15 protein-coding genes and 1 CRISPR repeat array are annotated in these 26777 nt (G+C 28.6%); of the genes, 2 read left to right on the plus strand and 13 right to left on the minus strand.

Annotated elements, in window-relative coordinates; translation table 11 throughout:
- A complete protein-coding gene (locus NQ543_RS09190; protein ID WP_050752808.1) occupies positions 1-1041 on the minus strand; it encodes an alpha-L-fucosidase in 1041 nt (346 codons plus the stop codon).
- Positions 1042-1383: 342 nt separating this feature from the next.
- Entirely contained in the window at positions 1384-3945 is a 2562-nt protein-coding gene (locus NQ543_RS09195) for a LamG-like jellyroll fold domain-containing protein (RefSeq protein ID WP_004609662.1), read from the minus strand.
- 306 nt (positions 3946-4251) lie between these two features.
- Here NQ543_RS09195 and NQ543_RS09200 point away from each other — a divergent pair, with 306 nt between their 5' ends.
- Positions 4252-5412, plus strand: a complete 1161-nt coding sequence (locus NQ543_RS09200) for an IS110 family RNA-guided transposase (RefSeq protein WP_004609000.1) — start codon at positions 4252-4254, stop codon at positions 5410-5412.
- A gap of 448 nt (positions 5413-5860) precedes the next feature.
- Here the strand turns inward: NQ543_RS09200 and NQ543_RS09205 are convergent, their stop codons facing one another.
- The 7 genes from NQ543_RS09205 to NQ543_RS09235 all read right to left on the minus strand — a co-directional run bounded on the left by NQ543_RS09205 (position 5861) and on the right by NQ543_RS09235 (position 19099).
- Complete coding sequence (locus tag NQ543_RS09205; RefSeq protein WP_004609660.1) at positions 5861-10306, minus strand: beta-N-acetylglucosaminidase domain-containing protein; 4446 nt, start codon at positions 10304-10306, stop codon at positions 5861-5863.
- A 760-nt stretch (positions 10307-11066) separates the two neighbouring features.
- Positions 11067-15026: a glycoside hydrolase domain-containing protein gene (locus NQ543_RS09210; RefSeq protein WP_222848070.1), complete on the minus strand. Its 3960-nt coding sequence runs from the start codon at positions 15024-15026 to the stop codon at positions 11067-11069.
- A 259-nt stretch (positions 15027-15285) separates the two neighbouring features.
- Positions 15286-16305: a M42 family metallopeptidase gene (locus tag NQ543_RS09215; protein WP_004609658.1), complete on the minus strand. Its 1020-nt coding sequence runs from the start codon at positions 16303-16305 to the stop codon at positions 15286-15288.
- A 45-nt stretch (positions 16306-16350) separates the two neighbouring features.
- The gene (locus tag NQ543_RS09220; RefSeq protein ID WP_004609657.1) at positions 16351-16764 is read right to left on the minus strand and encodes a gamma-glutamylcyclotransferase family protein; all 414 of its coding nucleotides are present in this window, start codon (positions 16762-16764) and stop codon (positions 16351-16353) included.
- On the minus strand, positions 16764-17405 hold the full coding sequence (gene pcp / locus NQ543_RS09225) for a pyroglutamyl-peptidase I (protein WP_004609656.1): 642 nt from the start codon (positions 17403-17405) through the stop codon (positions 16764-16766). The genes NQ543_RS09220 and pcp overlap by 1 nt, the downstream gene beginning before the upstream one ends.
- A gap of 9 nt (positions 17406-17414) precedes the next feature.
- Positions 17415-18425 carry a DUF979 domain-containing protein gene (locus NQ543_RS09230; protein WP_004609655.1) on the minus strand — a complete coding sequence of 337 codons (1011 nt, stop codon included), beginning with the start codon at positions 18423-18425 and terminating at the stop codon, positions 17415-17417.
- Positions 18425-19099: a DUF969 domain-containing protein gene (locus tag NQ543_RS09235; protein ID WP_004609654.1), complete on the minus strand. Its 675-nt coding sequence runs from the start codon at positions 19097-19099 to the stop codon at positions 18425-18427. Before NQ543_RS09235 ends, NQ543_RS09230 begins: the two co-directional genes overlap by 1 nt.
- 163 nt (positions 19100-19262) lie before the next feature.
- Here NQ543_RS09235 and NQ543_RS09240 point away from each other — a divergent pair, with 163 nt between their 5' ends.
- Positions 19263-20582 (plus strand): aspartate kinase, encoded by a 1320-nt coding sequence (locus tag NQ543_RS09240; RefSeq protein WP_039904016.1) that lies wholly within the window; start codon positions 19263-19265, stop codon positions 20580-20582.
- 164 nt (positions 20583-20746) lie between these two features.
- Positions 20747-21112: direct repeats of the CRISPR family, unit length 36 nt; unit sequence GTCTCATTCTAGCAAAAATCCATATGGTAACAAAAC.
- 48 nt (positions 21113-21160) lie between these two features.
- Here NQ543_RS09240 and NQ543_RS09245 read toward each other — a convergent pair.
- The 4 genes from NQ543_RS09245 to cas9 form a co-directional block, all read right to left on the minus strand.
- Positions 21161-22006: a hypothetical protein gene (locus tag NQ543_RS09245; protein WP_004609651.1), complete on the minus strand. Its 846-nt coding sequence runs from the start codon at positions 22004-22006 to the stop codon at positions 21161-21163.
- Positions 22003-22311 (minus strand): CRISPR-associated endonuclease Cas2, encoded by a 309-nt coding sequence (gene cas2 / locus NQ543_RS09250; protein WP_039904073.1) that lies wholly within the window; start codon positions 22309-22311, stop codon positions 22003-22005. The genes NQ543_RS09245 and cas2 overlap by 4 nt, the downstream gene beginning before the upstream one ends.
- A gap of 4 nt (positions 22312-22315) precedes the next feature.
- Positions 22316-23209, minus strand: a complete 894-nt coding sequence (gene cas1 / locus NQ543_RS09255) for a type II CRISPR-associated endonuclease Cas1 (RefSeq protein WP_004609649.1) — start codon at positions 23207-23209, stop codon at positions 22316-22318.
- Positions 23210-23314: 105 nt separating this feature from the next.
- Positions 23315-26632: a type II CRISPR RNA-guided endonuclease Cas9 gene (gene cas9 / locus NQ543_RS09260; protein WP_039904014.1), complete on the minus strand. Its 3318-nt coding sequence runs from the start codon at positions 26630-26632 to the stop codon at positions 23315-23317.
- Positions 26633-26777: the final 145 nt, after the last annotated feature.

A 26777-nucleotide genomic window follows, 5' to 3' on the forward strand; every position in this document is an offset into this window, starting at 1 on the left:
CTAAATCAGTAATACTTTTAGGCGTATTTTTTTTGTTCCCCAGAACCATCCAGAAGTAATACGAGCATCAGCTTCTGGTACTGTCCACTTATTCCCATTTTCATAACCTACTGAATAACTACCTTGCATATTATCATCACAAGTATCAGCTTCAACATTAACATTTGATTTTGACCATGTATCTTTTGCTGCATATCCATTTTCATTTCCAATCCAACGAACTGTGGTATTTGCTCCACATTGGAAAATCATACATTCACTGTCAAAACCAGCTTCTTCGCCTTCTTGTGATTGGATAGTATTATACCAACGTTTAAAATCATATTCTTGTGCGTTTGCACCGCTTCCTTTAGCACCATCCATCCAAATTTCAGTAAAATGACCATTATTACCATATTTGTCATTACCTAAAATTTCATTTAATTGATTAACATAATAATCATTATAATCTAATACATCTTTATCTGCAGTTGTAGGATTACCATTTTCATCATAATATCCATAACTAGGAGCATGGATATCCCATGGTGATAAATATAATCCCATATCAATATCATATTTTGAACATTCTTCAGAAATTTCTGCAAGAATATCGCCATCACCATTTTTATAACTTGTACTAGCCACATCGTAATCTGTATATTGGCTATTCCATATACAAAAACCATCATGATGTTTTGCCGTTACAATAATTTTTTTAAATCCTGCATCTTTAAATGCCTTCACTAATGTTTTAGCATCAAAATCTTTTTCTAATCTAAAGATTTCATCTGGTGTTTGATCACCGTAATTTTCTCCCCATTCAATTTCATTGAATGTATTTGGCCCAAAATGAACAAAACCTGCTAACTCCTCTTTTTGATAACGATATTGTTCATTTGTAGGCGTAACTCCCCATGCCTTAGGCACATCAGTTTGGGTATCTGATAAATCATCATCGCTAATATAACCATCAATAGCATTTACAGAAGTTGTCCCAATCATCCCTGTTGCCAAAGACATCGTCATCACTAATGATAACAATACTTTGTTTAATTTCACTTTCCTTTACCTTCCTTTAAATTATTCTTTCCTATATAATAAATAACCTTAATAAAAAATATTATCTTATTATCATCCTCCCCCTACATACATAATATATATAACATTATACTTTTTTTATAAAATCGCTTTCAATAAATTTAACAACTTATTTATATTCAATTTTATATTGTTTCAAAAGAATAATTTATAGAAAATAATAAATGCATGGCTCATAAGAATAATATAAATAATTTCATCAAAATAGTAAACTAATAAACCATTAATATATTTTTTTAATTTCAATATTTAATTCATTTAAAAATAACGTCAAAGTTATTAACTAAGACGTTATTTTACTTTTTAATCTTCTTTTTTTCTAAGTACTGTATATCCAGCTACACTTAATAATGCAAGCCCTGCTAATGTTCCTACTAGTGCATTATCTCCTGTTTTTACACTTTTAGTTGTATCACCATTATTTACTGGTGTACTTACTGTGTTATCTACATTTGATGGTGTACTTGCTTGTAATCCTGCAATTGCTTTTTCTAATGTAAATTTTGCATTATCTACTTCTTTTTGAGTGGCATTTGGATTTTCATATACTGCTTTTGCTTCATTTAATGCTTTTGTTAATCCATCAAATGATGCTTTTGTATAGTTTGCTTTGTTTAATCCATTTGCTTGATTGATTAATTCTTCTAATAAGCTCTTATCTGGAATTAATCTTAAGTTCAAGAATGCTGTTACTAATTCACTGTATGCTGTATTTACTTCTTCTTGCATTGCATTTTCATCGTTATATACAGCAATTGCTTCATTTAATTCTGTTTCAAATGCTGTCCATGTAGTTTCTGTATATTTAGCAGCTTCTAATTCGCTTACTTTATCGATGAATGCTTTTAATGCTGTTTTATCACCTTTTACAAAGTCTAACATATGCATTGCACTTGCAAGTCTATCAAATGCATTATTTACTTCAACTTGTGAAGCACTAGCATTATTATATACTGCATTAGCTTCATCTCTTGCTGCAATGAACTCATCAGCTACTGCTGGTACAACATTAGCTAAATCTTCAGCTGTAATTGCATTTGCTAAATCTACTGCAATTTTTAATGCTGTTTTATCACTGTCAACTTCTGGTAGTTTAGCTAGTTCTTTTACTTCATCTGCACTTAAAGCTCGATTGTAAACACTTATTTCATCTAATGAACCATATAAACTTCCTGTGTCTGCTAAATCTGATTTAGCATTGGCTCCTATTCTTTTTAACGGTCCATTTATTGTTACATTTAAGTGATCTTGATATTCTCCATTTACATATAATGTTGTTCCACTTTCATCACTTACAAATGTTAAATGTACCCATTCATCGATTGGTGCTGTGTAATTGAATGAATAATCTTCTACTCCAAATTCTGTAATTCCAACCTTTGTCGTATTTTCCCATTGTTCTAGTTTGATTTCTCCTTGGTCTCCTGAAAGTAGAGCAGTATTTGTAGCACTGTTTTCACTGCGTTTTACCCACATTCCAGCACTCCAGTTGCCCTCTAGATCATCGATATTTAAATCTACATAACCACTTCCATTGAAATCAAGGGCACTTCCTTTAACACCATCGATCCAGCTTACATCCCCTTGAAGTGTTCCTGTATACTTACCTTCTGTATCAGTAATTGTATTACCTTTACCTTCATCTAAGTTCCACATTCCTATATATGATGTTTTCTTATCACTTATAATTTCATCAAGTTTTTTTATTATTTCTTTTAATTCACTATCAGTACATTCATTATTTAATAATATTTCTGCTTTTTTAATTATTTCTTGTAATTCATTCCATTGTGTAGGTAAATAGTTTATCTCTTTTTCTTGCTTTGCATCATATAACACTGAAATCAATGGATCTTTATCAACCTTTCCATCCAGTGTTCCATTTTTTGATTGATTAAACATCCAATTAATTAAATCATCAATGTTACTTACTCCATCATTGTCATCATCTAATATTGGACTATAAGCAGCATTCCAACATGGATGACTCTCTTGATTATATTCAACTAAAGAAACATTTCCATATTTTCTTAATGAAGAATACATTTTTAAAGAAGAAATATGATCAATTGTTGTATCTTTCAATCCATGATACATTTTTATTGGAATATTTTGAGCATTTTTAGCTTTACTAGGATCTCCAATTCCACAAATTGGTACGGCTGCAGCAAAGATATTTTCATTATCTCTTGAAATTAAATCCCAAGTTGCACAGCCACCCATAGAAATACCAGTAACATATGCACGATTTATATCACTTTTTGTTTGTTGTTGTACAGCTTCAACCAATTCAACAACTGCATTTAAATTATTTGTACGTGGAGTTTCATCCATATTCCATTGTTCAATATTCCACTGTGACCATTTATCATCACCTTTTATTCCAACCCATTGATCTTTAAAATAATCAATTTCATTTAATCCATTAGTTGCATTAGGTGTTTGAGGAACAAGTATTATAGCCTGTCGATCAGGATTATCTTGTTCCTGAATCAATCTAAAAACTACAGCATTGTGATATCTTATGGCAATTTCATTATTTCCACCATCTGAATATCCATGCATATACATTACTAATGGTAAATTTTCAATTGGATTTCCCTTATCATCAGTAGGAATATGTACCCAATAAGGTATAGAATAACCAGTCGAATCAGTAAACATCAAATGTTTAAAATTACCAGCTTTAACTAACTCTTCAACTCCTTCGTCACTGTCTCCTTGACTACCGAAACCAAAAGTATACGGCCTAATAATATTTGCTGGAGATGTTTGGTTTATTGTTATTGCATAAGTGGGAACAATCATTCCAAGAGAAATACAAAAAACAAGTAAATATTTTATTTTACTAAATATTCTACTCACTTTAATCTTCCTGGTATATTGAAGTTACTCATACAAAGAGTAATAAATCTAATATACCAATTCTCCTTTCTACCTGAATTATTTGGTATCACTTCAGGTTGTGTTAAAATGTGTAATTGTGAATGTGGATTTGTATTTTTTTCCTTATTGCTTTGACTTTTCAGAAAGGATCTTACCACTTCTTTGTATCGCATTTATTATTAGTTGTATGAGTCTTTTGAATTCTGAACACACCAGGTTTTTGATACCTTTGAAGTGGATCTGATTTCACAATCACAAATCATCTTAAGAAAGGAATTGATAATTATGAAACTTGTTGGAATTGACATTGCCAAATATAAACATGCCGCTTTTATCATGGATGCTTCTACTGGCGAATCTTTATGTGATCCTTTTTTATTCAAAAACAATAAAGATGGATTTCAAAAATTTTATGACGAACTTAATAAATACACACAAGATGAACTTTTAATCGGTATGGAAGATACAGGACACTATAACTTTGCCATTGAAAGCTGTTTATTGGCTAAAGGTTATAAAGTTGCTTTAATCAATCCTATTACCACTAAGAACCTTAGAAAAGCTTCTTTAAAAACTGTTAAAAGCGATAAAGAAGATGCTATTTTAATTACCAAAGCTCTCCTAGATAAAGATTACTATCGCATCATCTCTATTCAAGATGAGAAATTAAAGGAGGCCAAAGAATTAACGCGCTATCGTACACAATTGACAATTGAAATGAATCGTAAGAAGAATATTCTTCAAAGACATATTGATATTGTTTTTCCTGAATTTAATACATTATTTAATAATGAATACACCATTACATATTTAAATATTTTAAGAAAATATGGTGATGCCTATACCATTGCACATACAGATATTCGTTCTTTAAGAAAATGTTTTAAATACTGTAATATCTTCTCAGCAGAAGACTTAAAAGAATTAGCTTCTAATTCTGTGGGTATTCATGATGTTTCTATTTCTTTTATCATTCAATCGGTTATTTCCAGTATTGATTTAATAAACTCTCAAATTGAAGAATTAGATAAAAAAATAGAAGAACTCGCCATCACACAAGATTCTTCTATCACATCAATACCAGGAATATCAATTATTACTGGTACTTCTATTTTAGCTGAACTTGGTGATATAAGTAAATACTCAAATGCAGGAAAATTAATTAAATTTGCAGGTGTGAATCCATATATCAGTGAATCTGGCGAATTTTCAGCTGATAAAACAGCCATAACCAAGAAAGGTTCTAAATATCTAAGGGCAACACTTTATCGAGTCATCATACCTGTAATACGCCACAACCCTGCATTTAATAACTACTATCATTTAAAACGAAGTCAAGGCAAAGGACATCTTTGCGCTTTAGGTCATTGTGTAAGAAAACTTTTAAGAATCATTTATCATCTTGAAATAAATCATATTACTTTTGATATAAATTCTCTTAAATAATCAAAACATTTATCGAACTAAATTCTATTAAAATAAGCTATTTTTACGATAGTTCTTTTTAACATTTTTTCATTCACAATTTCAAAGATCAAATACTATATTTTCAAGTAATTTATTTTCATACTATTTCATAATCTACTACTTGACTTTAATATAGTTGTCTTTCTTTATAAAAAATCTTCCAATTCACAAAAATTAATATATGTTAATTAAAATATTAGAAATTTATTCATAAAATTAAAAAGGTAGCATTTAATAAATCAATTATAAATATATAAACTATTAAAAATTTAAATATTTATTAAAAAGGCTTACACTAAACGAATATTTATTAATCTACTACCCATAAATATTATAGCATTGACAAGAATTCATTTAAATTCCCATTAACTTATCAATGTATCCAAAAAGGTAACACTTTTAGCTAAGTGTTACCTTCTGTTAAATTTTAATTTTCTTTTCTTCTTAATACTGCATATCCAGCTACACTTAATAATGCAATTGTTGCAAACATTCCTGCTAAGCTTTCATCTCCTGTTTTTACACTTGTAGTTGTATCACCATTATTTACTGGTGTACTTACTGTGTTATCAGTTGTTACTGTTTGTAATCCGGCAATTGCTTTTTCTAATGTAAATTTTGCATTATCTACTTCTTCTTGTGTTGCATTTGGATTTTCATATACTGCTTTTGCTTCATTTAATGCTTTTGTTAATCCATCAAATGTTGCTTTTGTATAATTTACAGCATTTAATCCATTTGCTTGATTGATTAAGTCTTCTAATAAGCTCTTATCTGGAATTAATCTTAAGTTCAAGAATGCTGTTACTAATTCACTGTATGCATTGTTTACTTCTTCTTGCATTGCATTTTCATCGTTATATACTGCTATAGCTTCATTTAATTCTGTTTCAAATGCTGCCCATGTAGTTTCTGTATATTTATCAGCTTCTAATCCACTAACTTTATTGATGAATGCTTTTAATGCTGTTTTATCTCCTTTTACAAAGTCTAACATATGCATTGCACTTGCAAGTCTGTCAAATGCATTATTTATTTCTTCTTGAGTTGCGCCTCTATCACCGTAAATAGCATTAGCTTCATCTCTTGCTGCTTTGAATTCATCAGCTACTGCTGGTACAACATTAGCTAAATCTTCATCAGTGATTGCATTTGCTAGATCAATTGCAATTTTTAATGCTGTTTTATCAGCTTCAACACTAGGAACTAAGTTTTCTACAGCTGTTTGTAAATCAGCTAGTGCATTATCAATAGCTTTTTGATTACTGTTATTATTAGCTAATACTTCATTAGCAGCAGCTAATTTTTCAGCAAATACTTGATAAGATTCTGGTGTATATTCATCTTCATCAATATTTAAACCATTAATATATTCTTGTAATACACTACGATTTGGTAATAAATCAATACCATTTAATTTAATTACTTCTGTAATAGTTGGAACACTATTTGCATCCCATTCAAATTTCAATTCATAAATATTATCCCAGAATGGTAAATAGATTTCATTCAATGATTTGCTTAAAGTACCTACTTGTACCCATTCTCTACCATTTTCACCATCTACTAACACTAATACTCTAGCATTAGAAACGTCTCCTTTTTGAATAATGTTCATTCTTGTAACATCTAATTTTTCAGAAAGTGTATAACTAATATATCCTGCTTCTGTAGTATCTGGTTTATATGCAGTAGATAAATTACTATCAAACATATTTTGTGGTGCATAACCGTTTACTTCAGGTGCACTTGCTTCAAATGCAGCATCACCAGCATTAACTGTTACTAAAAATTTAGTAAGTTCAAATGTAATTGGTGTATCTGTTTTATTAATCAATCTTACATAACGAGCACTAGGTAAGTCTGCATTTTGTAAATCAACATCTACCCAATCAAGGTTATTTTTAGATACTTGTAAAGTTAATGCTTCACCATTTACCAATTGTAAATCAATATTTGCTAATTCTCTAATTCCTAATAATGTAACTCCAATATATTCATCAGAATTTAATGTAATAGCATCAGCTGGTGGTACAATTGATGCTTTTTCTGCATCAATTACTGTTGCAATATTCTTTAAACTTTCATTATTTGTATCAACAAAAGTATCTTTTGGTTTATTAACTCTAAAATCAGACATTTTTAACCAAACATTTTTTTCTTTAGTATTTCTAACTCGTACATAACGAGCATTGACTCCTGTTAAATCTGCTTCTACTGTTTTCTTTTCTACATTTTGACTGTAACTTCCATATACAGTATAATTTTGACCATCTGTTGAATATTCTAAATCATAGCCAGCCCAATAATCATTTCCTGAAGCACCCATAACAAATCTTACTAAACCTAATGGTTTTACTTCACCTAAATCAAGACCAACAAAATCTCCTACTTTAGAATTTTTATTATACCATACAAAAGTATCATCGCTTTCATCAGTCAATCTAGATTCATAATAATTACTATAAACTTCATAAGTGTCTGTTTTAATAACATTTGCAGGGTATTTAGTACCAGTATTACCACTTTCGTCATTTACTACGATATCACGAACCCCTAACCATGTATTTGTTCTATCTGCAGTAGCAATTGCTCTAATTGCTTTTACACCTTTTAAATCAAGACCAGTAATATTTATTTCTTGTGGTAAATTATATTCTTCACCATTAACATCTATCCATTCTACTCCATCTGTAGTATATTGAACTTTAGCTCTTTGGAAAGTATCATTATAATTTCCACTTTGTCCTAATCTAAATGTAACACTATTAATATCAATTGGCTTACTATACTCAAGACCAACATATGTACCAGCCTCAATCGAATTAGGTACTTTATAAATAATTTCCGTACTTGCGTCATTATCTAATACATTACTGATTGTACCTGTTGCACCATCTAAACGATTTGTAATAAACGTAACATTCTGTTGTCCTGGATTAATAAGTCCTATAACTTTACCATATAAATTAGTATCTAAATTTTGCATAAACGAATAGATATGTTGTCTACCTACTCTTGCATATTCTGTATGATCAACATAATGGAAACCATGTTCTCTTGAAGCATCATATGCAGTTTGTCCATTTGAATAATAATCCCAAATTACACTTGTTTCTTCATTATTTTGTAATGCTTTAGCAGCATTTAAATAATTTATAACTGCTTCTGTTGTATCTTTCCAACAATCTAACCAATAAATAATTTGGTCTCTTGTTCTTTCATTTCCTGGATTATTTGTATAAGTATTAGCGCAGTTTTGTAATAATGTAAATTCATCAATTAAGTCATTTGCTTGAGCAATAATATCATTTCCAGCTCTTAAATCACTCATAAATTGACTTAACTTTGGTGCTAGCTCTACAGATTCTGGAATTCCTGTATTAGAATTCATCATGTGCTTTCCAAGTTCTCTTAGAGCAATTGATGCTTCTGTATCATAAACTGTTCCATGATCCATATAATTGAAAGAATCATGCCATACTTTTTCATAATCACTTTCACTTTCCCAGATATTCCATGCATAATCTGCATTAGCCAAAATTCCATGTTTACTTGCTTCTGATTGTTGCATTGGATTTAAAACAATTCCAGCTATTTTTTCTGGATCAGCACCTGGAATTAAGAATCTAGTTGCTCCACCCATGATTAATCCATCTTTAGTTTGATCACTACATGGCCAATTAATCCACATATATGGGCTTCTTGACATACTGTTATTGAAATTATTTAAGAAAGTTGAATTTGTTGATCCAAATACTTGTCCACCAGTTTGAATGATTTTAACACTTTCAGGCATTCCTCTTAATCCTGTTACACCTGTACCATTTCCATAATAATTAGCTGGACAGAACATCATATCTGTTCTTAATCCTTCTACTGTTTCTTGTTTTTCATTTAACCAATTTGTCAAATCTGTCATTAATCTTATATAACTTGAATCGCCTCCATATGGCATAGAAGCATCATCAGCTAAGATTGCAAATTGTCTTATTCCTGCATCCATTAATTGTTCAAATTTTGTTTTAACAACATTTAAATCCTCATTATAAACTTCATCAGAATAGAATCTAAAGGCGTTTGACATAAATGGATGTAATGCATATACATAATAGCATTTACTTCTATTACCTGCTTCTGCAGCCATAGATATTCCTTCTAATTCTTCTTTAGTATATAATTCTCTCCAATTGCTATTATGCTTAGGATCATCTTTAGGAGCATAGATATATTGATTTAATTTATAATCTCCTCCAAAAGTCATTAAATCTGCACGATCTTCATTTGACCATGGATTTCCATAATATCCTTCAATGAAACCTCTGGCCTTAACATCTGCATAATCATTCATTTTCAAGTTCAAAATAGTACTATCTTCTACTTGTGTAAAAATATGTTTTAATGATGTTATCCCGTGGAAAGCAGCATCAGTATCTTTTCCTAGTACTGCAATAGTACCATCATTAATACTTAAAATATAAGAATCATATTTATCAAATAATTCTTCACTATCAATTAAATTATTTTCTTTAAAATATTTGTCTACATAATCATCAGAATTATAAATTCCTACAACTACATTTGTTTTTTCAACATTAACAGCTTCACCAACTGTACATGTCTTATTTAATAAACCTAATACATCAACTGTATGATCTTTAGTATAGCTATCAATTCCTTTACCATATACTACATTTACATCATCAGAAATAACAAAATTTCCTTCTCTGTAAACTACTTCATGAGGTGTTGGAAAAACAGCATATGTTTGTTCCTCGTCTTCTGCATTTACTGGATTTAATATAATCAATGAACTAAATACCATCGCAAATGTTACAACGATTGTTAATACTTTTTTTAATTTTTTCCCCATATTCTTTTCCTTTCCCGTATTACTACGTACCTAATAAACTATTTATTAAACTTTTCCCCATTAAAAATTTCCCTTATCACCTCCTATAATATCTACTTCTTTTTTTAAATAAAATAATTTTATCAAAAAGACAGAAAGAATAAATATTATTATATATTCCTCTTATCTATCTTACTATTTTCTATCCAATATATCATTACAATAACACATTCCTCTATATATTTAAGCGCTTACTTTAACAAACGTTTTATAACTAATTATTTTTTTATAAAATCAATCATATGTACATTATAATATTAGGTATTTTTTATACTTAATCAAAGAATCATTCTCATATTGTTGTAAAAAATAAATAAAAAACACAATTAATTATTCAGCTATAAAATATAATATATTTTTAACTTTACTAAAATCATCAAATTCATATATAAAAATAACTATTATCAATATTATTTCGTAAAATAAAATTTTAAATCACATTACTTAAAAATAACAATAAAGCATAAATTTACAACATTTTTCATTTACTATAACTTCCAAGTAAAAATAATATCTTATTTATTTTACCACCCTTATTTAATTCCTTACCTCTGTTTATATTATACTACTATTAATTCATAAATACATGTCAAAATTAATATATTTTTCTATCTGTTAACATTATATCATTTATAAATATGTAGCAAAATTCTCATAAATCAACAAATGTATCCAAAAAGGTAACATTTTCAATAAAATATTACCTTTTGCATAACAAATTTTAATTTTCTTTTCTTCTAAGTACTGTATATCCAGCTACACTTAATAATGCAATTGTTGCAAACATTCCTGCTAAGCTTTCATCTCCGGTTTTTACACTTGCAGTTGTATCACCATTATTTACTGGTGTACTTACTGTGTTATCTACATTTGATGGTGTACTTGCTTGTAATCCTGCAAGAGCTTTGGCTAGAACATCTTTTGCATTATCTACTTCTTCTTGAGTTGCATCTGGATCATCAAATACTGCTTTTGCTTCATTTAATGCTTTTGTTAAGCCATCAAATGTTGCTTTTGTATAGTTTGCCCCGTTTAATCCTTCTGCCTTATTGATTAATTCTTCTAATAAATCTTTATTAGGAATTAATCTTAAATCTAAGTATGCTCTTACTAATGCTTCATAAGCAGCATTTACTTCATCTTGTGTTGCTGCTGGATTATCTAATACTGCTTGAGCAGTAGTCATTGGACCAGTTAAATTATTCCATGAAGTTTCTGTATATAATTCACTGTCTAATCCATTAATTTTATCTACCATTGCTTGTAATGCAGTCTTATCTGCTACTACAACTAATTGAGCATATCCGTCTTTTAAGTTATTTAATGCATCTTGTACTTCGTATTCTAATGCATTTACATCATCATTAACAGCAATTGCTGCATCTAATGCATCTTTGAATACTTTCCATGAATCTGCTGTATAATCTTTTTCATCAAGTTTACTGTATTCTTCAATCAATTTAATTAATTCTTCTTTATTACCTTTTTTAAAGTCTACCATTTGAATAGCTTTTGCTAAACGGAAGAATGATGTATCAACAGTAGCTTGATCAGCATTTAGATCAGCTAAGATTGTTTCAGCTTCTGCAAGTGCTGCATTGAATTCTGTTACTACAGCAGGAATAACATCATCTAATGCTCCTTGTTCTACAAGAGCTTTAGCAGTAGTTACTGCTGTTTCTAAGGCAACTTTATTTACTGTTCCTGGTGTTTCAGTTAATAGTTCTCTTGAAAGCTCAATAATTCCGTCTTTCATTCTATTTACTTCTGAATATACTAATTGACGATCAGCTTCACTTGCTGGTACCTTACTTCCATAAGATCCCCCAGCATTTGGGATTTCCATTGAACCAACTAAATCATTAACTTTTTCTTTTAGTTCATCTGATTGTTCCATTAGATATTTTGCTTTATTAATATCTCTAATTCCTTTTTTAAGCATTTCGTATCTTGGAGTACTATAGAAAGAAGCATTATAATTTTCATCTAATTCTTCTTTTTCTACTGGGTAGATAAACCATCCATCTCCAGGTTCCCAATAACGATAACTGATGTTTTCATGCATATTGTATACATAGTTATCCCATGCCCATCTCATAAATCCGTCTGTTTGAGTAGTTAATGAATACCACATTGTCCAATAGTTATCTGCTGGATCACTGATTGTATAGTTACTTGGATAATCTCCTGTACATGTATAAATTGTTGTTTTCAATCCTCTTTCTTTTCGATGTTGTGATAATGCTTGCATTTGTTCTCTATTAGCAGCATTACCTTGATTGATTGAAATATCATCAATTCTATCTGTAAAATCATAGTATTGTGGTGCTGCATAATTCAATGCTGATGAAATTTTAAAATGATTCCCTTCTTCATCTGTAATTGATTCAATCATTTCAACAGCTGGTTCTAATTGATCCAATCCTCTTTCATCCATTGAAATATATGTGATTTCAAACCATCCTTTTTCTTTTGAATGTTTCATGAAATCTGTTAAGAAAATTTCCCATATCTCTTTCCAGTCTGCACTTCCTGGAGTATATGATCTTTTTACTGTTTGTTGTGTTGCTTCATCATAATAAGCGATTTGATTATTCCATGGTACAATACTATAACATTTGATTTGTCCAATTCCATTTTCTGGATCAAGTACACCACATTCAATTTGGAAATTAATCCATGCATCATACCATGTATAGTCGAATTCAAATGTTCCATCTGCATTCTTTGTCCATTTTACCATTGATAAATCATTATAATATGATTGATGATTCCATGCTTCTTCTACAATATTAGCAACAACATCTCTTCCGCCTAAATCACGATATTCTTCCATTGATGCTCTCATTAAATTAAAATGTTCTTCTGTAAAATAGAAATCTTCTGCAAGTTCATTTGAAATTCCTCCAGATGGAGTAGAACCTAATCCTAAATAATGATTTGCAACAGAGAATGGATGTTGCCAAACTTGAATTTCTGTACCTACTTCACTAGTTTCTGGTTGTACTAAATCCAATACTTCAAATTCATAGTTAAATACATAAGGTGTTTCTAATTCATCTGCAGTTACAGTTACTGTTCCTTTATATACTCCTGGTTTAGCATCTTTTGGAACATTGATATTGATCCAAGCTTGTTGTACTTTATTAGCTTCGATATCAAGACTTCCACCTTTATAAATAATATCTGGGAATGATTTAACTGGTGCGGAAGAATTTCCACGACCAATATTAGCTTTGATTTCTTTTAGCCATTTAATTTCAACATTATCAGATGAAATAACAGCATCACCACTTACAAAATCAGTTGCTGTAATTTGAGCATTGTTTACTGCTTTTCTTGTACAAGTAATAATTTTAGAATTTAAAACATCACCTTTCCAAGCTACATCTTTCCAACTATCTTCATATGCTGCAATCAAATCATTATAGTCTTCTTGTGTGTCTAAGGCATTAATATCACCTACTGTAGCAGATAAATATTCTATAGCTGGTACTACTTTTACATCTACAGTTGCACTAACATCAGTTCCTTTAACTGTAGCAGTTACAGTTGTTGTAGCTTCCTTAGTACCAACCGCCCTAATAAGTCCATTTTCATCTACAGTTGCAACTGTTTCATCTTCACTTTCCCAAATAATATCTTTATTAGTTGCGACACTTGGTGATACTTCAGCTGTAATTTGTTTAGTCATACCACTTTCTAAACGAACAGCTGTTTCACTTAATGAAATTCCTGTAGGAGCGATTGGTCCATGATAGATTTTTGCAAAATCTACTTGAATTGCTCCAGTAGCATCTTCTGGTAACATAACTTTGATTATATGTTGTCCATCTGATAATTCTTCAGATTCATAAATCAATTGTTGATTAACGCGTCCACCTGTTGTAGTTCCATCAGCTGTTCCTGCCGCTTCACCATCAATGAACACATCATAAACACCATGCCCACTATCTAATGTAGCGTAAATTTCTACTTTAGTACCAATAAATGTAATTTCAAAATAATCACCTGCATGTGCATAGTGTTCATCACCATTTGAAAAAGCACTACTACCTGTTCCTGCTGTCCAAGCTCCAGTGTATTTAAATTTGAATAATTCATTATCATTAGTTACATCACTGTCTTCGATTTTAGAAACAAAAGTATCTGTTTGTTCTTCTTGTACTCCTAATACTTTAGCATAATCTATTTCCCCATCACATGCTGATGATGAAGGATTTTTAGTATTAGATAACTCTACTTTTAAAGTATGTTCACCATACTCAATACCTGTTTTTGAATAAATTTTTCCGCTTGCTACATTTTGTGCACTATAAGCATCAACAGTATCAATTTTTTCACCATCTAAATAGATATTATAAATACCTAATTGAGGTTGTTTTTCACCATATAATTCAATACCAGTTCCTTTAAATTTAATTTCATAACTTGGTAATGGATCTCCTTGTGTATAACGTTGAAAATTAAACCAATGTTCATCTCCACCATAAAAACGCTCTGGATAACCTTCACTTGTTCCCCAATTTCCTTGGTAATTGAATTGATGCAATTCTTGACCAACTTCAGAGTCATTAATAATTAGTTCTGATTCTTGTGCACTAACATTAATCGATGAAAATGGTAACAATCCAACAACCATCATTAATGTTAAGAAAAGAACACTTATTTTCTTTTTCATATCTTCCTCCATAGTTAATGACATTTTTAATATACATATTTAAAATATTTTAATGATCAAAATTTTTATTTTTTATATCATCTCCTATCCTTTCCTACGATATAGTGTAAACCCTTTCTATTATTATGATACTTGATAAATATTGCATTAGCAAGGAATTATATTTGTAATTTTTAAGAAAAATTTGATCATTTTTAATTATGTAAATAAATAAAATAAAAACCAAACATCTCTATTTGAGTTATGTTTGGTGTCTATTTTAATCTTGTAAATAAGCTAAAATAAGTTTAATTGTACTATCAATAGCCATTTTATGACTACGCTCCATACCATGTGAAGCATGAACTCCCGGTCCAATCAACCCACCTTTAATATCATTGCCACCTCTTAAAGCAGCACTTACATCACTTCCATAAAACGGATAAATATCAACCGCATAATTTAAATCATTACTTTTAGCAAGTTCAATAAATTTAGAAACAATTTCATAATCATATGGTCCACTTGAATCCTTAGCACAAATACTTACATCATATTCTCTACATGCTAAATCACCACCAATGCATCCCATATCAACCGCAATCAATTCACTAATATTTTCAGGTATATTAGAACTTCCATGACCAACTTCTTCATAAGTTGAGATTATCATAGTTACATTATTAGATGGAACAATATTCTTTTCTTTTAGCTCCTTTAAAACTGTTATTAAACAAGCAACACTTAACTTATCGTCTAAAAATCTTGATTTTAAAAAACCACTATCTGTATATACTGTTTTAGGATCAATTGCAATAAAATCACCATTTTCAATTCCTAAATCTTTTACATCTTCTTTATTTTTAACAATTTCATCTAAACGAATATGCATATTTTCACATTTACGAATTGCTGTTTTCGATTCTTCATATACATGTGCTGCTGGATAATCACTTAAAATCGTTCCAGTATATACTTTTTTATCACGAGTAATAACACGACAATATTCACCATCTAAAGTAGGAATAATCGGTCCCCCTACATTAGTAAAAGATAAATCTCCATTTTCCTTGATACTTCTTACCATTAGACCAAGAGTATCTACATGCGCACATAATCCAATTGTTTTATCACTCTTTCCTTCAACATGAATAAATAAATTTCCCTTATTATTCATTGAAGTTTGATAACCCATTTTCTTTACCTCTTTATTAACATATTCAATTACATTTTTACAATATCCCGTAGGACTATCAATAGCTAATATTTTTTTAGCAAACCCAATTACATAATCTTCCATATATTTTCTCCTTTTTATTAGTATATAATCAAAAAAGAGCTATTACTAGCTCTTATTTAAAAAATATTTAACGAAATCATTTCCAATTTCTTCATCCAACAATCTAGCATTATCCTCATTTTTATCATTATAGACATAAACAGGAATTTGTTCAATTATCGTTTCATTATCATCATAAATATCACAAACAATTTTATTATATTCATTATTAGGATTATTTTCACCAAAATAACTTTCCAATACATCTAATACCTTGATAAACTCATCATCAACTTCATGAATCTCACCTAAAATCATATCATCACCTTCAAGTAAAAAAGCTGGATATTTTTGACCCTTAATACTCATCAATTTACCTTTAATATAACCATATTTTTTAAAGCTCTGCTTATCTTTTAAATATTGATCATAATTGTACATTCCTGTACGTAATGTCCCATATACAAAAATTCTTGCCATTAATGAGTGGCACCTCCAGTAACTTTAATATCTTCTTTTGTTTCAACAATTGCTTCAATAGCTAAAACTAAAGCTTGAACAATTGTATCTAAAGACATCGAAGGCATATTTTTTTTATCAACTACTTGTTGTGGTAAAAAAGGAATATGAATAAAACCGCTTCTTTTACCTTGATATTTTGTTTCTATTAAATGTCTTACACCATATGTAACATGATTGCATACAAATGTACCAGCTGTATTTGATACTGCTGCTGGAATTTGATGTTCTTTTATCTTAGCAACCATCGCTTTAATTGGGAGATTAACAAAATATGCTGCAGGTCCATCTTTAAAAACAGGTTCGTCAATAATTTGATTTCCCGCATTATCAGGAATTCTACAATCATCAATATTTATCCCAATTCTTTCAACACTAATTTCACTGCGTCCGCCTGCTTGACCAATTGACAAAATTATATCAGGATTATATTTTGCAATCGCTTCATCAATTACCTTCAATGATTGATGACAAACAGTAGGAATTTCTAATTTAATTATTTTTGCTCCTGAAATTTCATCAGGAAGTTTTTTTACTGATTCAATTGCTGGATTGATTTTTTCACCACCAAAAGGATCAAATCCTGTTACTAATATTTTCATCATTACCTCCTAAAAACCTAAAACTAACATTAAAACAATATGAATAACAATCATAATTAATGCCATTGGTAACTGTTCTTTAATAACAGCCCATTTTTGATCTTTAGTCTCCAAGACCGCACATGGCACAATATTAAAATTAGCTGCCATTGGAGTTAATAAAGTCCCACAATAACCAGCTGTCATCCCTAAAGCACCAATAACTGCCGGGTTACCACCTTGAGCAATTACAAAAGGATAACCAATACCAATTGTAATAACTGTAAAAGCTGCAAAAGCATTACCCATGATCATTGTAAAAATAACCATTCCTAAAACATAAACAATAACCCCTATAACAGGATTACCAGCTGGAATAACACCTGCAATAATATTTGAAATCACATCACCTACTCCTGCTTCAGAAAACACACTTCCAAGCGCTCCTAATAATTGTGGTAATAAACATGCCGCTCCTACTTGCATTAAAAGACGTGATGTATCAGCCCTAGTTTCTGACATCTTTGGTTTACATATAATAAGCGCTAATAAAAACGCTAATAAACAACCAATTCCTGTCATTACCGCACCATTTAATGCTGTTAAACCAACATCACCATTACTACTAAATGATATCAATTTAATTACGACTTGTTTAAATACAAAATATATTCCATCACTACTATATTGAATAAATGATAACAATAATGCAACTACCCCAATAGCAACAGCAGGAATAAAAATTTTATTACCTACTCTTTCGCTGGCTTTTTTTCTAAATTCTGGAGTTGATTCTACAAAACTGCCCATTTTAACTTGTTTTAAAGCTGTTAAACACCCCATTAAAATTAATAGTACTCCAACACCAACAGGTGGAATTATTTTTCCAAACATAAAAATAACTCCTAATAAAAACCAAAATAATGAAGTTCCAATACGAGCCTCTTTATTTTTAGTAGCACGGTATGCTGTATCAAAACTTACTAAACCACATAAGACATAGAAAAACTCTGGTAAATATGTACCTAAAAAATCGATCATTATTTATCTCCTTTCTTTGTCTTCTTATCAAACCAAAGTACTTGAATAAATGTAAGTACTACAGATATAAGAGCAATATACATAGAAGAAGATGCAATCATTGATAAAGTAACTTCTTCAATCCCTAAACCAACTAATGTACCTTGAATCAAAACAACTCCTGAACTCGCAGGAAAACAGTTTTGTGCAAAAAAATTACCATAATTCTCTACTGCTGCTGATAATCCCTTAATTTTTTCATTTTCATTTTCTGTTAAAGGAGCTTTCTTTCTAGCAGTTGCTGCTGCTTCACTCATTGGTAAAATTAGTGGTCTAACAAATTGTACATGGCCACCAATTCTTACATTTAACGCTGATGCAATTGATCTAATCACACTATAGATACATAAAACTTTTCCAGCTGATGCATTTTTGATTTTTCCAATTAAATATGCGGCTCTTTCTTTTAAACCATATCTTTCGATAATTGCAATCGCTGGAAAAATAATTAAGAAAATAGACATCAATCTATTATTCACAAATGATTCTCCTAATATTCTTAAAACTTCTATAAAATCTATTCCAGATACTAATCCTGTTACAATTCCAGAAACAATGACTACAGCTAGTACATCTAACTTTAGTGCAAATCCCACAACAATTATAACAATACCTATTAATTTAATATATTCCATTTTTTCTCCTCCAGTTTATTTATATCAAAAACAGTCAATATTTTTCAAGTAATATATTAATTACTTAACTAAAAATTGTTAAAAAGATCTTTTTATATAATTAACTTGATGAAATAATAAAAAAATGTTATTTTTTATTAAAGAGATTTTAAGGGGGAAAAACATGAAAAAAATAGTTAAATTTGGGGGTTCATCTTTAGCTGATGCAACTCAATTTAAAAAAGTTGCAAAAATTATAAAAAGTGATGAATCTAGACGTTTTGTAGTGCCTTCAGCACCAGGAAAACGTTTTAGTGAAGATATTAAAGTAACAGATTTATTATATCAGGCATATAATGCCAAGGATAATAAAACTTTTGAAACGATATTTAATCAAATTAAACATCGTTTTCAGAATATTATCGATGAATTAAATCTAGATTTATCTTTAGAAAATGAATTTAAGGTAATAAAAAAAGCATTTTTAGAAAAAGTTGGAATTGATTACGCTGCAAGTCGTGGTGAATATTTAAATGGAATTGTTTTAGCTAATTATTTAGGATTTGAATTTATTGATGCTAGTGAAGTAATTTTTATTGATGAAAATGGAAATTATGATGAAACAAAGACTGATCCTATTTTATCAAAGCGTTTAAGTAAAATAAAAAATGCTGTTATTCCAGGATTTTATGGCTCATTAAATGATGGCAGTAAAAAAATAAAAACATTTTCACGCGGTGGTAGTGATGTAACAGGATCAATTGTTGCTCGAAATGGACATGTTGATTTATATGAAAATTGGACTGATGTTTCGGGATTTTTAATTGCTGATCCAAGAATCGTTAGAAATCCTGCAACAATTAGAACAATAACATATAAAGAATTAAGAGAATTATCATACATGGGAGCTAGTGTTCTTCATGAAAACTCAATCTTTCCAGTACGTAGTGAAGGAATTCCAATCCAAATTAAAAACACTAATAATCCTGAAGATCCAGGAACTTTGATTGTTGAAACAACATGTCATAAACCTGATCATGTAATTACTGGAATTGCGGGTAAAAAAGGGTTTGCAACAATTATGATTGAAAAAGACATGATGAATAGTGAAATTGGCTTTGGTCGTAAAGTCTTACAAGTTTTAGAAAATAATAATATTTCCTATGAACATACTCCTTCAGGAATTGATACAATGACAATCATTGTTGAAACACAATCTTTTATCAAAAAAGAACAAGAAATTTTATCTGGTATCCATCGTGCTGTTCAACCAGATTCAATTGAGTTAGAATCAGATTTAGCTTTAATTGCAATCGTGGGTCGAGGAATGAAAGATGGTCGTGGCACTGCTGCTAAAATATTTACAGCTTTAGCACGTGAAAATATTAATATAAAAATGATTGATCAAGGTTCTTCAGAATTAAATATTATTGTTGGTGTTAAAAATATTCATTTTAATAATGCAATTAGAGCAATATATAAAATGTTTATTATGGAAGAATAAAATTAAAGATTATCATCTAAAAAGACAGAATCAATAGATTAGTATTGATCCTGTCTTATTTATTTTCCGTTTTATAATAAAAATATATAATCTATGATCATCCACTTTTGTAAAAATCCATATGGTAACAAAACTGGCGGACAAAATGGACAAACCTTATGTTCATCTTATTCTAGCAAAAATCCATATGGTAACAAAACAGTTAGTTAAACAAAGTCCAACCGGTGGTAGTCTCATTCTAGCAAAAATCCATATGGTAACAAAACCTAAATTAGATATATTTAGTGATGAATTTCGTCTCATTCTAGCAAAAATCCATATGGTAACAAAACATACGCACCCATCACATTTATCAGTTTCAAGTCTCATTCTAGCAAAAATCCATATGGTAACAAAACGTATGCGATGATGCTAGGGTATACGGTAATGTCTCATTCTAGCAAAAATCCATATGGTAACAAAACAATAGGATATACATATTTTTTTCCATTCTGGTCTCATTCTAGCAAAAATCCATATGGTAACAAAACCTCAAATACATAATAGCATATATTTGAAAACTAATAAATCATAAAATTTTAGTCTTTTAGTATAGACATATCAATTTTAGTAATTCCATTATCAATAATTTTTTTCATTTTATCTTTAGCCTCCTGTACCGTGTATATTCCTTTGTCAATAAAATAGTTATAAAGCTGTTCTTCATCATTTAAATCTAAGACTATGTTATCAAACAAAATTATATCTTTTAGATTCAATTCTAAGTTGTATTTACAAAGTAAAACAATAACTATGCAATTATTCATATTTTTTAAAATTTCATTTATTTCTATTGTTAATTCAGGTATTTCTACAAGACAAACAACTATTTTTTGCTGCTTTTTAGCAATATAATTAATCATTTTTAATTGAAAAATAATTAATTCATTATATGATAAATCATGTTCATTTGCTTGCTCTTCTTCATAACAAAACATAGGTGAGAGTATTTTTAAAAATTGTTTGGGTGTATATGTGATAAATTTAGATGTAATTAAATTATCATCCAATTCACTAGCAAAAGCTTCAAATAAGATATTGATTGAATTAATTGTGTCAATATATTGTTCATCCAACAACAACATCTCTAGATATGCTGATATTAATGATTTACTATTTAATTTTAAATCTATATCAATTGAATAATTATGATCCACATAATAAAAAGAAACGTCTCTATTTTTTATTTTATTTTCATTTATTTCCAAACATACTTCACCAATATTTTCTTTACTGTATTCACTTAATTTTGAATTATAAAAATATTCAAAAAGCATATTTTTGAATTGATACTTTTCTACAAAATTAAAACCTAAGCAATATTTAATCTTATCTATTTGTAATTGATATTTATATATTCCTTTTTTTATAACTAAATTTTTCATAGTTTAATAAATGACTCGCTATTAATTATTTTTTCTTGATTAGATTTACCACCTACAATTATTTCTATTTTAGAATATTGCTTTTCTGTAACCATAAGCAATCTAATTTGTCCATCATTGGGAACATTTTTTCTTAAAATTGAAACATGCTTAACTGCTGCATCACGATTAGGAAATATTTTACAATATACGGAATATTGCATCATCATATATCCATTTTTTATTAAATATTTTCTAAATCGACTGTAAACACGCTTTTCTTTTTTAGTAGTCATTGGTAAATCAAAAAATATTACTAATCTCATAAACTCATAAATCATAAAAATCCAATTTAGGAAATATATAAGATAATTCACCAGTTTCAATTTCTTTAAAAATATTTTCAAGGTAAACATAAATTGCATTAGTGATAGTTTGTTTTCGGTTATCTATAATTACTTTTTTTAATATTAATTGAATAAGTTGTTCTCGATGTTCTTGTTTAAATAAAATATCTTCAAGCATATGATTATAAACATAATTATCAACAATTGGTCTAAATACTTCTATAATATCATCACTTAAATTAAACATATTTTGTTTTCCTCTATGAAAAATCCCCATGTTAGGTAAATAACCTTTAGCTACAATAATTGATGTTATTAGTGAACGAAAAATACTGTAACCATAATTTAATCCTGCATTAATCACATCATTTTCAAATCTAATAAAATCATCACCAAACAACTCTCTAAAATACATTTTCGCTGATAATCCTTCACGATTTGTTATATCATCTAATTCGACTTCATTCATAAATTGCATTAGTTTATCAATAACCAAAGAATTTTTATTATTATATTTTAAAACTTCTATTTGATTATAAATTTTTGCTTTAACTATTTTCTGATGAATTATTTGTTTTTTTGTATTATCCCAGTTTATTTGTTTATCAATATTACCACTTTGAGAAAAATGACCATTCATTGGATATATATAACTCTTAGGTAAATGATCAATTCCACACAAAATAGTACATACATTATTTTCAGTTAATTTGTTAATTAATGGAACACTTAAATTCGATTTATAATTGTCTATTACTAATATTTGAATATCTGAGATTGGTAATAAAAGCTCATCATCTTTCCATTCAACTTTTAAATTATCTAAATATAATCTCAAACATTCACATTTTTCAATATATATTATTCTATGACTCATTTTATATACAAAAAAAAGGCTCTAAAAAGAGCCGAATCCGGGATAAACCCTTGTTTTGTTAGGTCATATAAATTTTTGCTAGAATATAACCATATTCATTATATCCTATTTAAACTCTAATTTCAACACATTATCTTTAACAATATATAGATTTCCTAATACATCAGTTGCAAATTTTTGAATCTTTCTACACGTTCCAATACTTACCATTAGTTGTTTTTTACAATAACAATAGATTGGTTTGACTTCAAATCTACCAGTAATATCATTATTTGTTGCAGTAAATTTTAAGATTTCATAAGTTTTAGCATCATGATATAAAGTTTCACCATCACTTTCAGTTGATGAATCAAAAATTCTTTTTTGTCCATCCGCTTTCATAATACCAATTAATTCATCACGATGTACTGAACAAACAAAAATCCATTCATCAGCAATTTTTTTCAATTTTTTTTGTTCTCTATACCAGCTATGATCAATTATATATTTATCTTTTTTTGCATTATATGCTACATCCTTATAACGAACTGTTACAAATTTATATTTTCCTTCAGGCGATTGATAAAAATCTGTACGATATGGACTTATCTGTTTAGTAATAACTTTTTTATTTACCGTACTGTATTTATGCGTGATTGATAAATGATTTCCTAATTTTTCTGAATAGAATTTCATTGAATGAATAGTAGGTCCATTATTCTTTTTAGCATATTTTGTAATTGGACCAAACTCTTCATAATATAAAGCTAAAGGACTTGTTCCTTTTAATTTATATAATCCCTCTTTAGTTACAATATAGCAATTTTTATCTGTTTTAAATTCATTAAAATGATTTAAAACAATTGCTTTTATTTTATCAAAAGTTTGTGGATCTTTATGATACATAATATATTTATCAGTATTATCATTAATAATGTCATTAATTAATGTATTTGCTGCATTTTCTTTAGGATCATAGATATTTTTAATACGTTCTACTAACATATCTTGATTGTCTACATTACGCGTACTATATATAGTATCATCAGAAATTTTACGATTAGGTTTCGTGTCTATTTTATGTGATACTTTAATCAATGGATACGTCATTTTCTCTTTTATCATTACGCCTCTAATATATTTATTTGATTCTTCATAAATATTTTTTAAATTTGAAACAAATGAAATATATTTTTCATCTAAATAACTGTTATCCGGTAAGACATTAAATATCTCACCTGTTTCTTCATCATACATTTCATTAAAATCAACTTTCATTAAATATGAATTTATTAAATTCATTTTCTTCAAAGATGCAACAATTAATGCATCAATAGCATGATGGAAATAATCCTCTTCACGATCTTTAATTAGACCTATTCTTTTTCTAAAAGTACTTGTTGCCTGTCCTTTTATAGTATGTACTTTTGTATTTATTTCATTATCTTTAAAATAGTGCACTAAAGTATTCATTACTGTTCTACATGCATAGCTAGTATCTACTAAATTACGATTTATAAAATTTTGAACTACTTCATATCTAGTTATATCATCTTCACATAATAAGTATTCTTTCTTTTTTCTGTTTAAATTTTTATTATTTTGAATAAATACTTTATAAGTATTTAAGTTACCATTATGAAATTTTCCTTTTAAAAACGCTGATATTGGCGTTAGGTTACCTTTTTCTTGATTTTCATCATGTGTTGTCAACACCTTATTATTAAATGAATCATCTAAAGAAATCGAAATAGGAATAATATGATCTATTTCATATGCTTTTTCATCTTCGATTAATTCTTTTAAATTTATGTCTTGTAATGTATAGGCACTTTTAGCGTCTTGTTCAATATATAATCTTATTTTCATTTTTGTTTTAGCATTAATATTTTCGGGATTATATCCTGCTTCTTTTAAAAAGTTATTTACCTCAGTATTTCTTTCTTCATAATTTTTTTGGTTATTTTTTATTCTTTTCTTTTGATCTTGAGTGTTTTTATCTCTAGTTGTTTCAATAACAATACTATCAAATTCACCATAAATACTTCTTAATTTATTTATTACTTTAAAAGTTTCACGATGCGCTCTTTTAGCAACTGGTGATAAAATTGCATTATCATCAGCGTATATTTGTCTTTGTCCTTTTAATGATACCCTATTTTTATCAAAAATATCTAATTGATGTAATACTTGCATTTGATTCATTTCTGTTTTTAACATTTCATTATTAATCAAATTCAATGCTTTTAATGATAAAGAATGATATCCTGATACTCCTTTTATAGAAGCTAAATCATTTATAATTGATGTATCTAAGCTAGGTAGTACTTGTTTTAATTGGTCTGATCTTTCATCAATGCTCTTAATTTTTGTGTTAATATCCATAATCGTATCAACAATACTTTTATCATTTAACAAACTTTCTTGATTATAGTTTTTAAAGACTTTTAATACTTTTTTATATCCTTTAAATTCTGTAATTAATGGCTTTTCATTTTTATCAATTCTAAAACCACTTATTTCTGTAATTCCTACATCAATTAGTTTCAAAAGTTGTTTTACAGTAATACCACCTTTTTCGTTTACAAAATCTATAATTTTTTGTTTTTCAGTACTAGATAATTTTTCACCATTTATTTTTAGATTATTCAAATCATTCAACAAATTAAATAATTCTGCACTATATGATTGTTGTGGTGCCCTTAATTGGTCAGGGAAAACACTACATTTTCCTCTCATCATATCAATAAGATTAACATGTACTAATTCACCATTTTCCATTCGATAACTACCATATGGTGTTGGTGATTTTTCACTTCCAGGACCTTGATCATAACGTCTACGTCTAGCTACAATTTCTTTTATTTTATCAATTGTTTCTTTTTCTAAATCCTGATTTTCTAATATCTTACTTAATTCCTTTAAATAATCTTCGGTTTTAAAATTATTATTAATCCCCCTAATCTTTCCACTTTCTTCTAATCTAGCTAATTGAATTTCACAAATATATTTATCTTTTAATTCCAGTGCATTTTTAGATAAGATATTTTTTGTACTTTCTTCATCTTGAGTTTCATCTGCATTACTTTCTAAACAAGTTCCTCTATTTTTTGTAATATGTAAAATTGCAGTTGCTAATTCATAATTTGAAAGCTTATTCTTTAGACCTTTCTTTCTAATTTCATAGGGATTATTTAAGGCCGTATATTGCTCATCAATTAATCCATTTCTTTCTAAAAGCTTTTTCATGTCTGCTATTCGATTTGTCTTTCTTCTTTTTAATCTTCTAGCTCCTCTTTTCGATCTTCTTTCTTCATTATTAATAGCAGTTCCTTCTTTAAATAATCGAACTCCATAATCAACAAATTCATTTTTATCAATATCAATAACCCCATATCCAACAGAGGTTATTCCAATATCTAGACCTAATACCAATCGCCCCATAATTTTCATCTCCTTTAATAAAAATTCTACCATAACCGATATTTTTTTTTAAATTATTTTAGTAACAACATTCATCTTTTAAAATTATTGTATATTTATTAAAATCTGTGCCATTTTTATTTAAAAAAATAATATATAATTAGAT

The organism is Thomasclavelia spiroformis DSM 1552 (assembly GCF_025149465.1).
Classification (GTDB): domain Bacteria; phylum Bacillota_I; class Bacilli_A; order Erysipelotrichales; family Coprobacillaceae; genus Thomasclavelia; species Thomasclavelia spiroformis.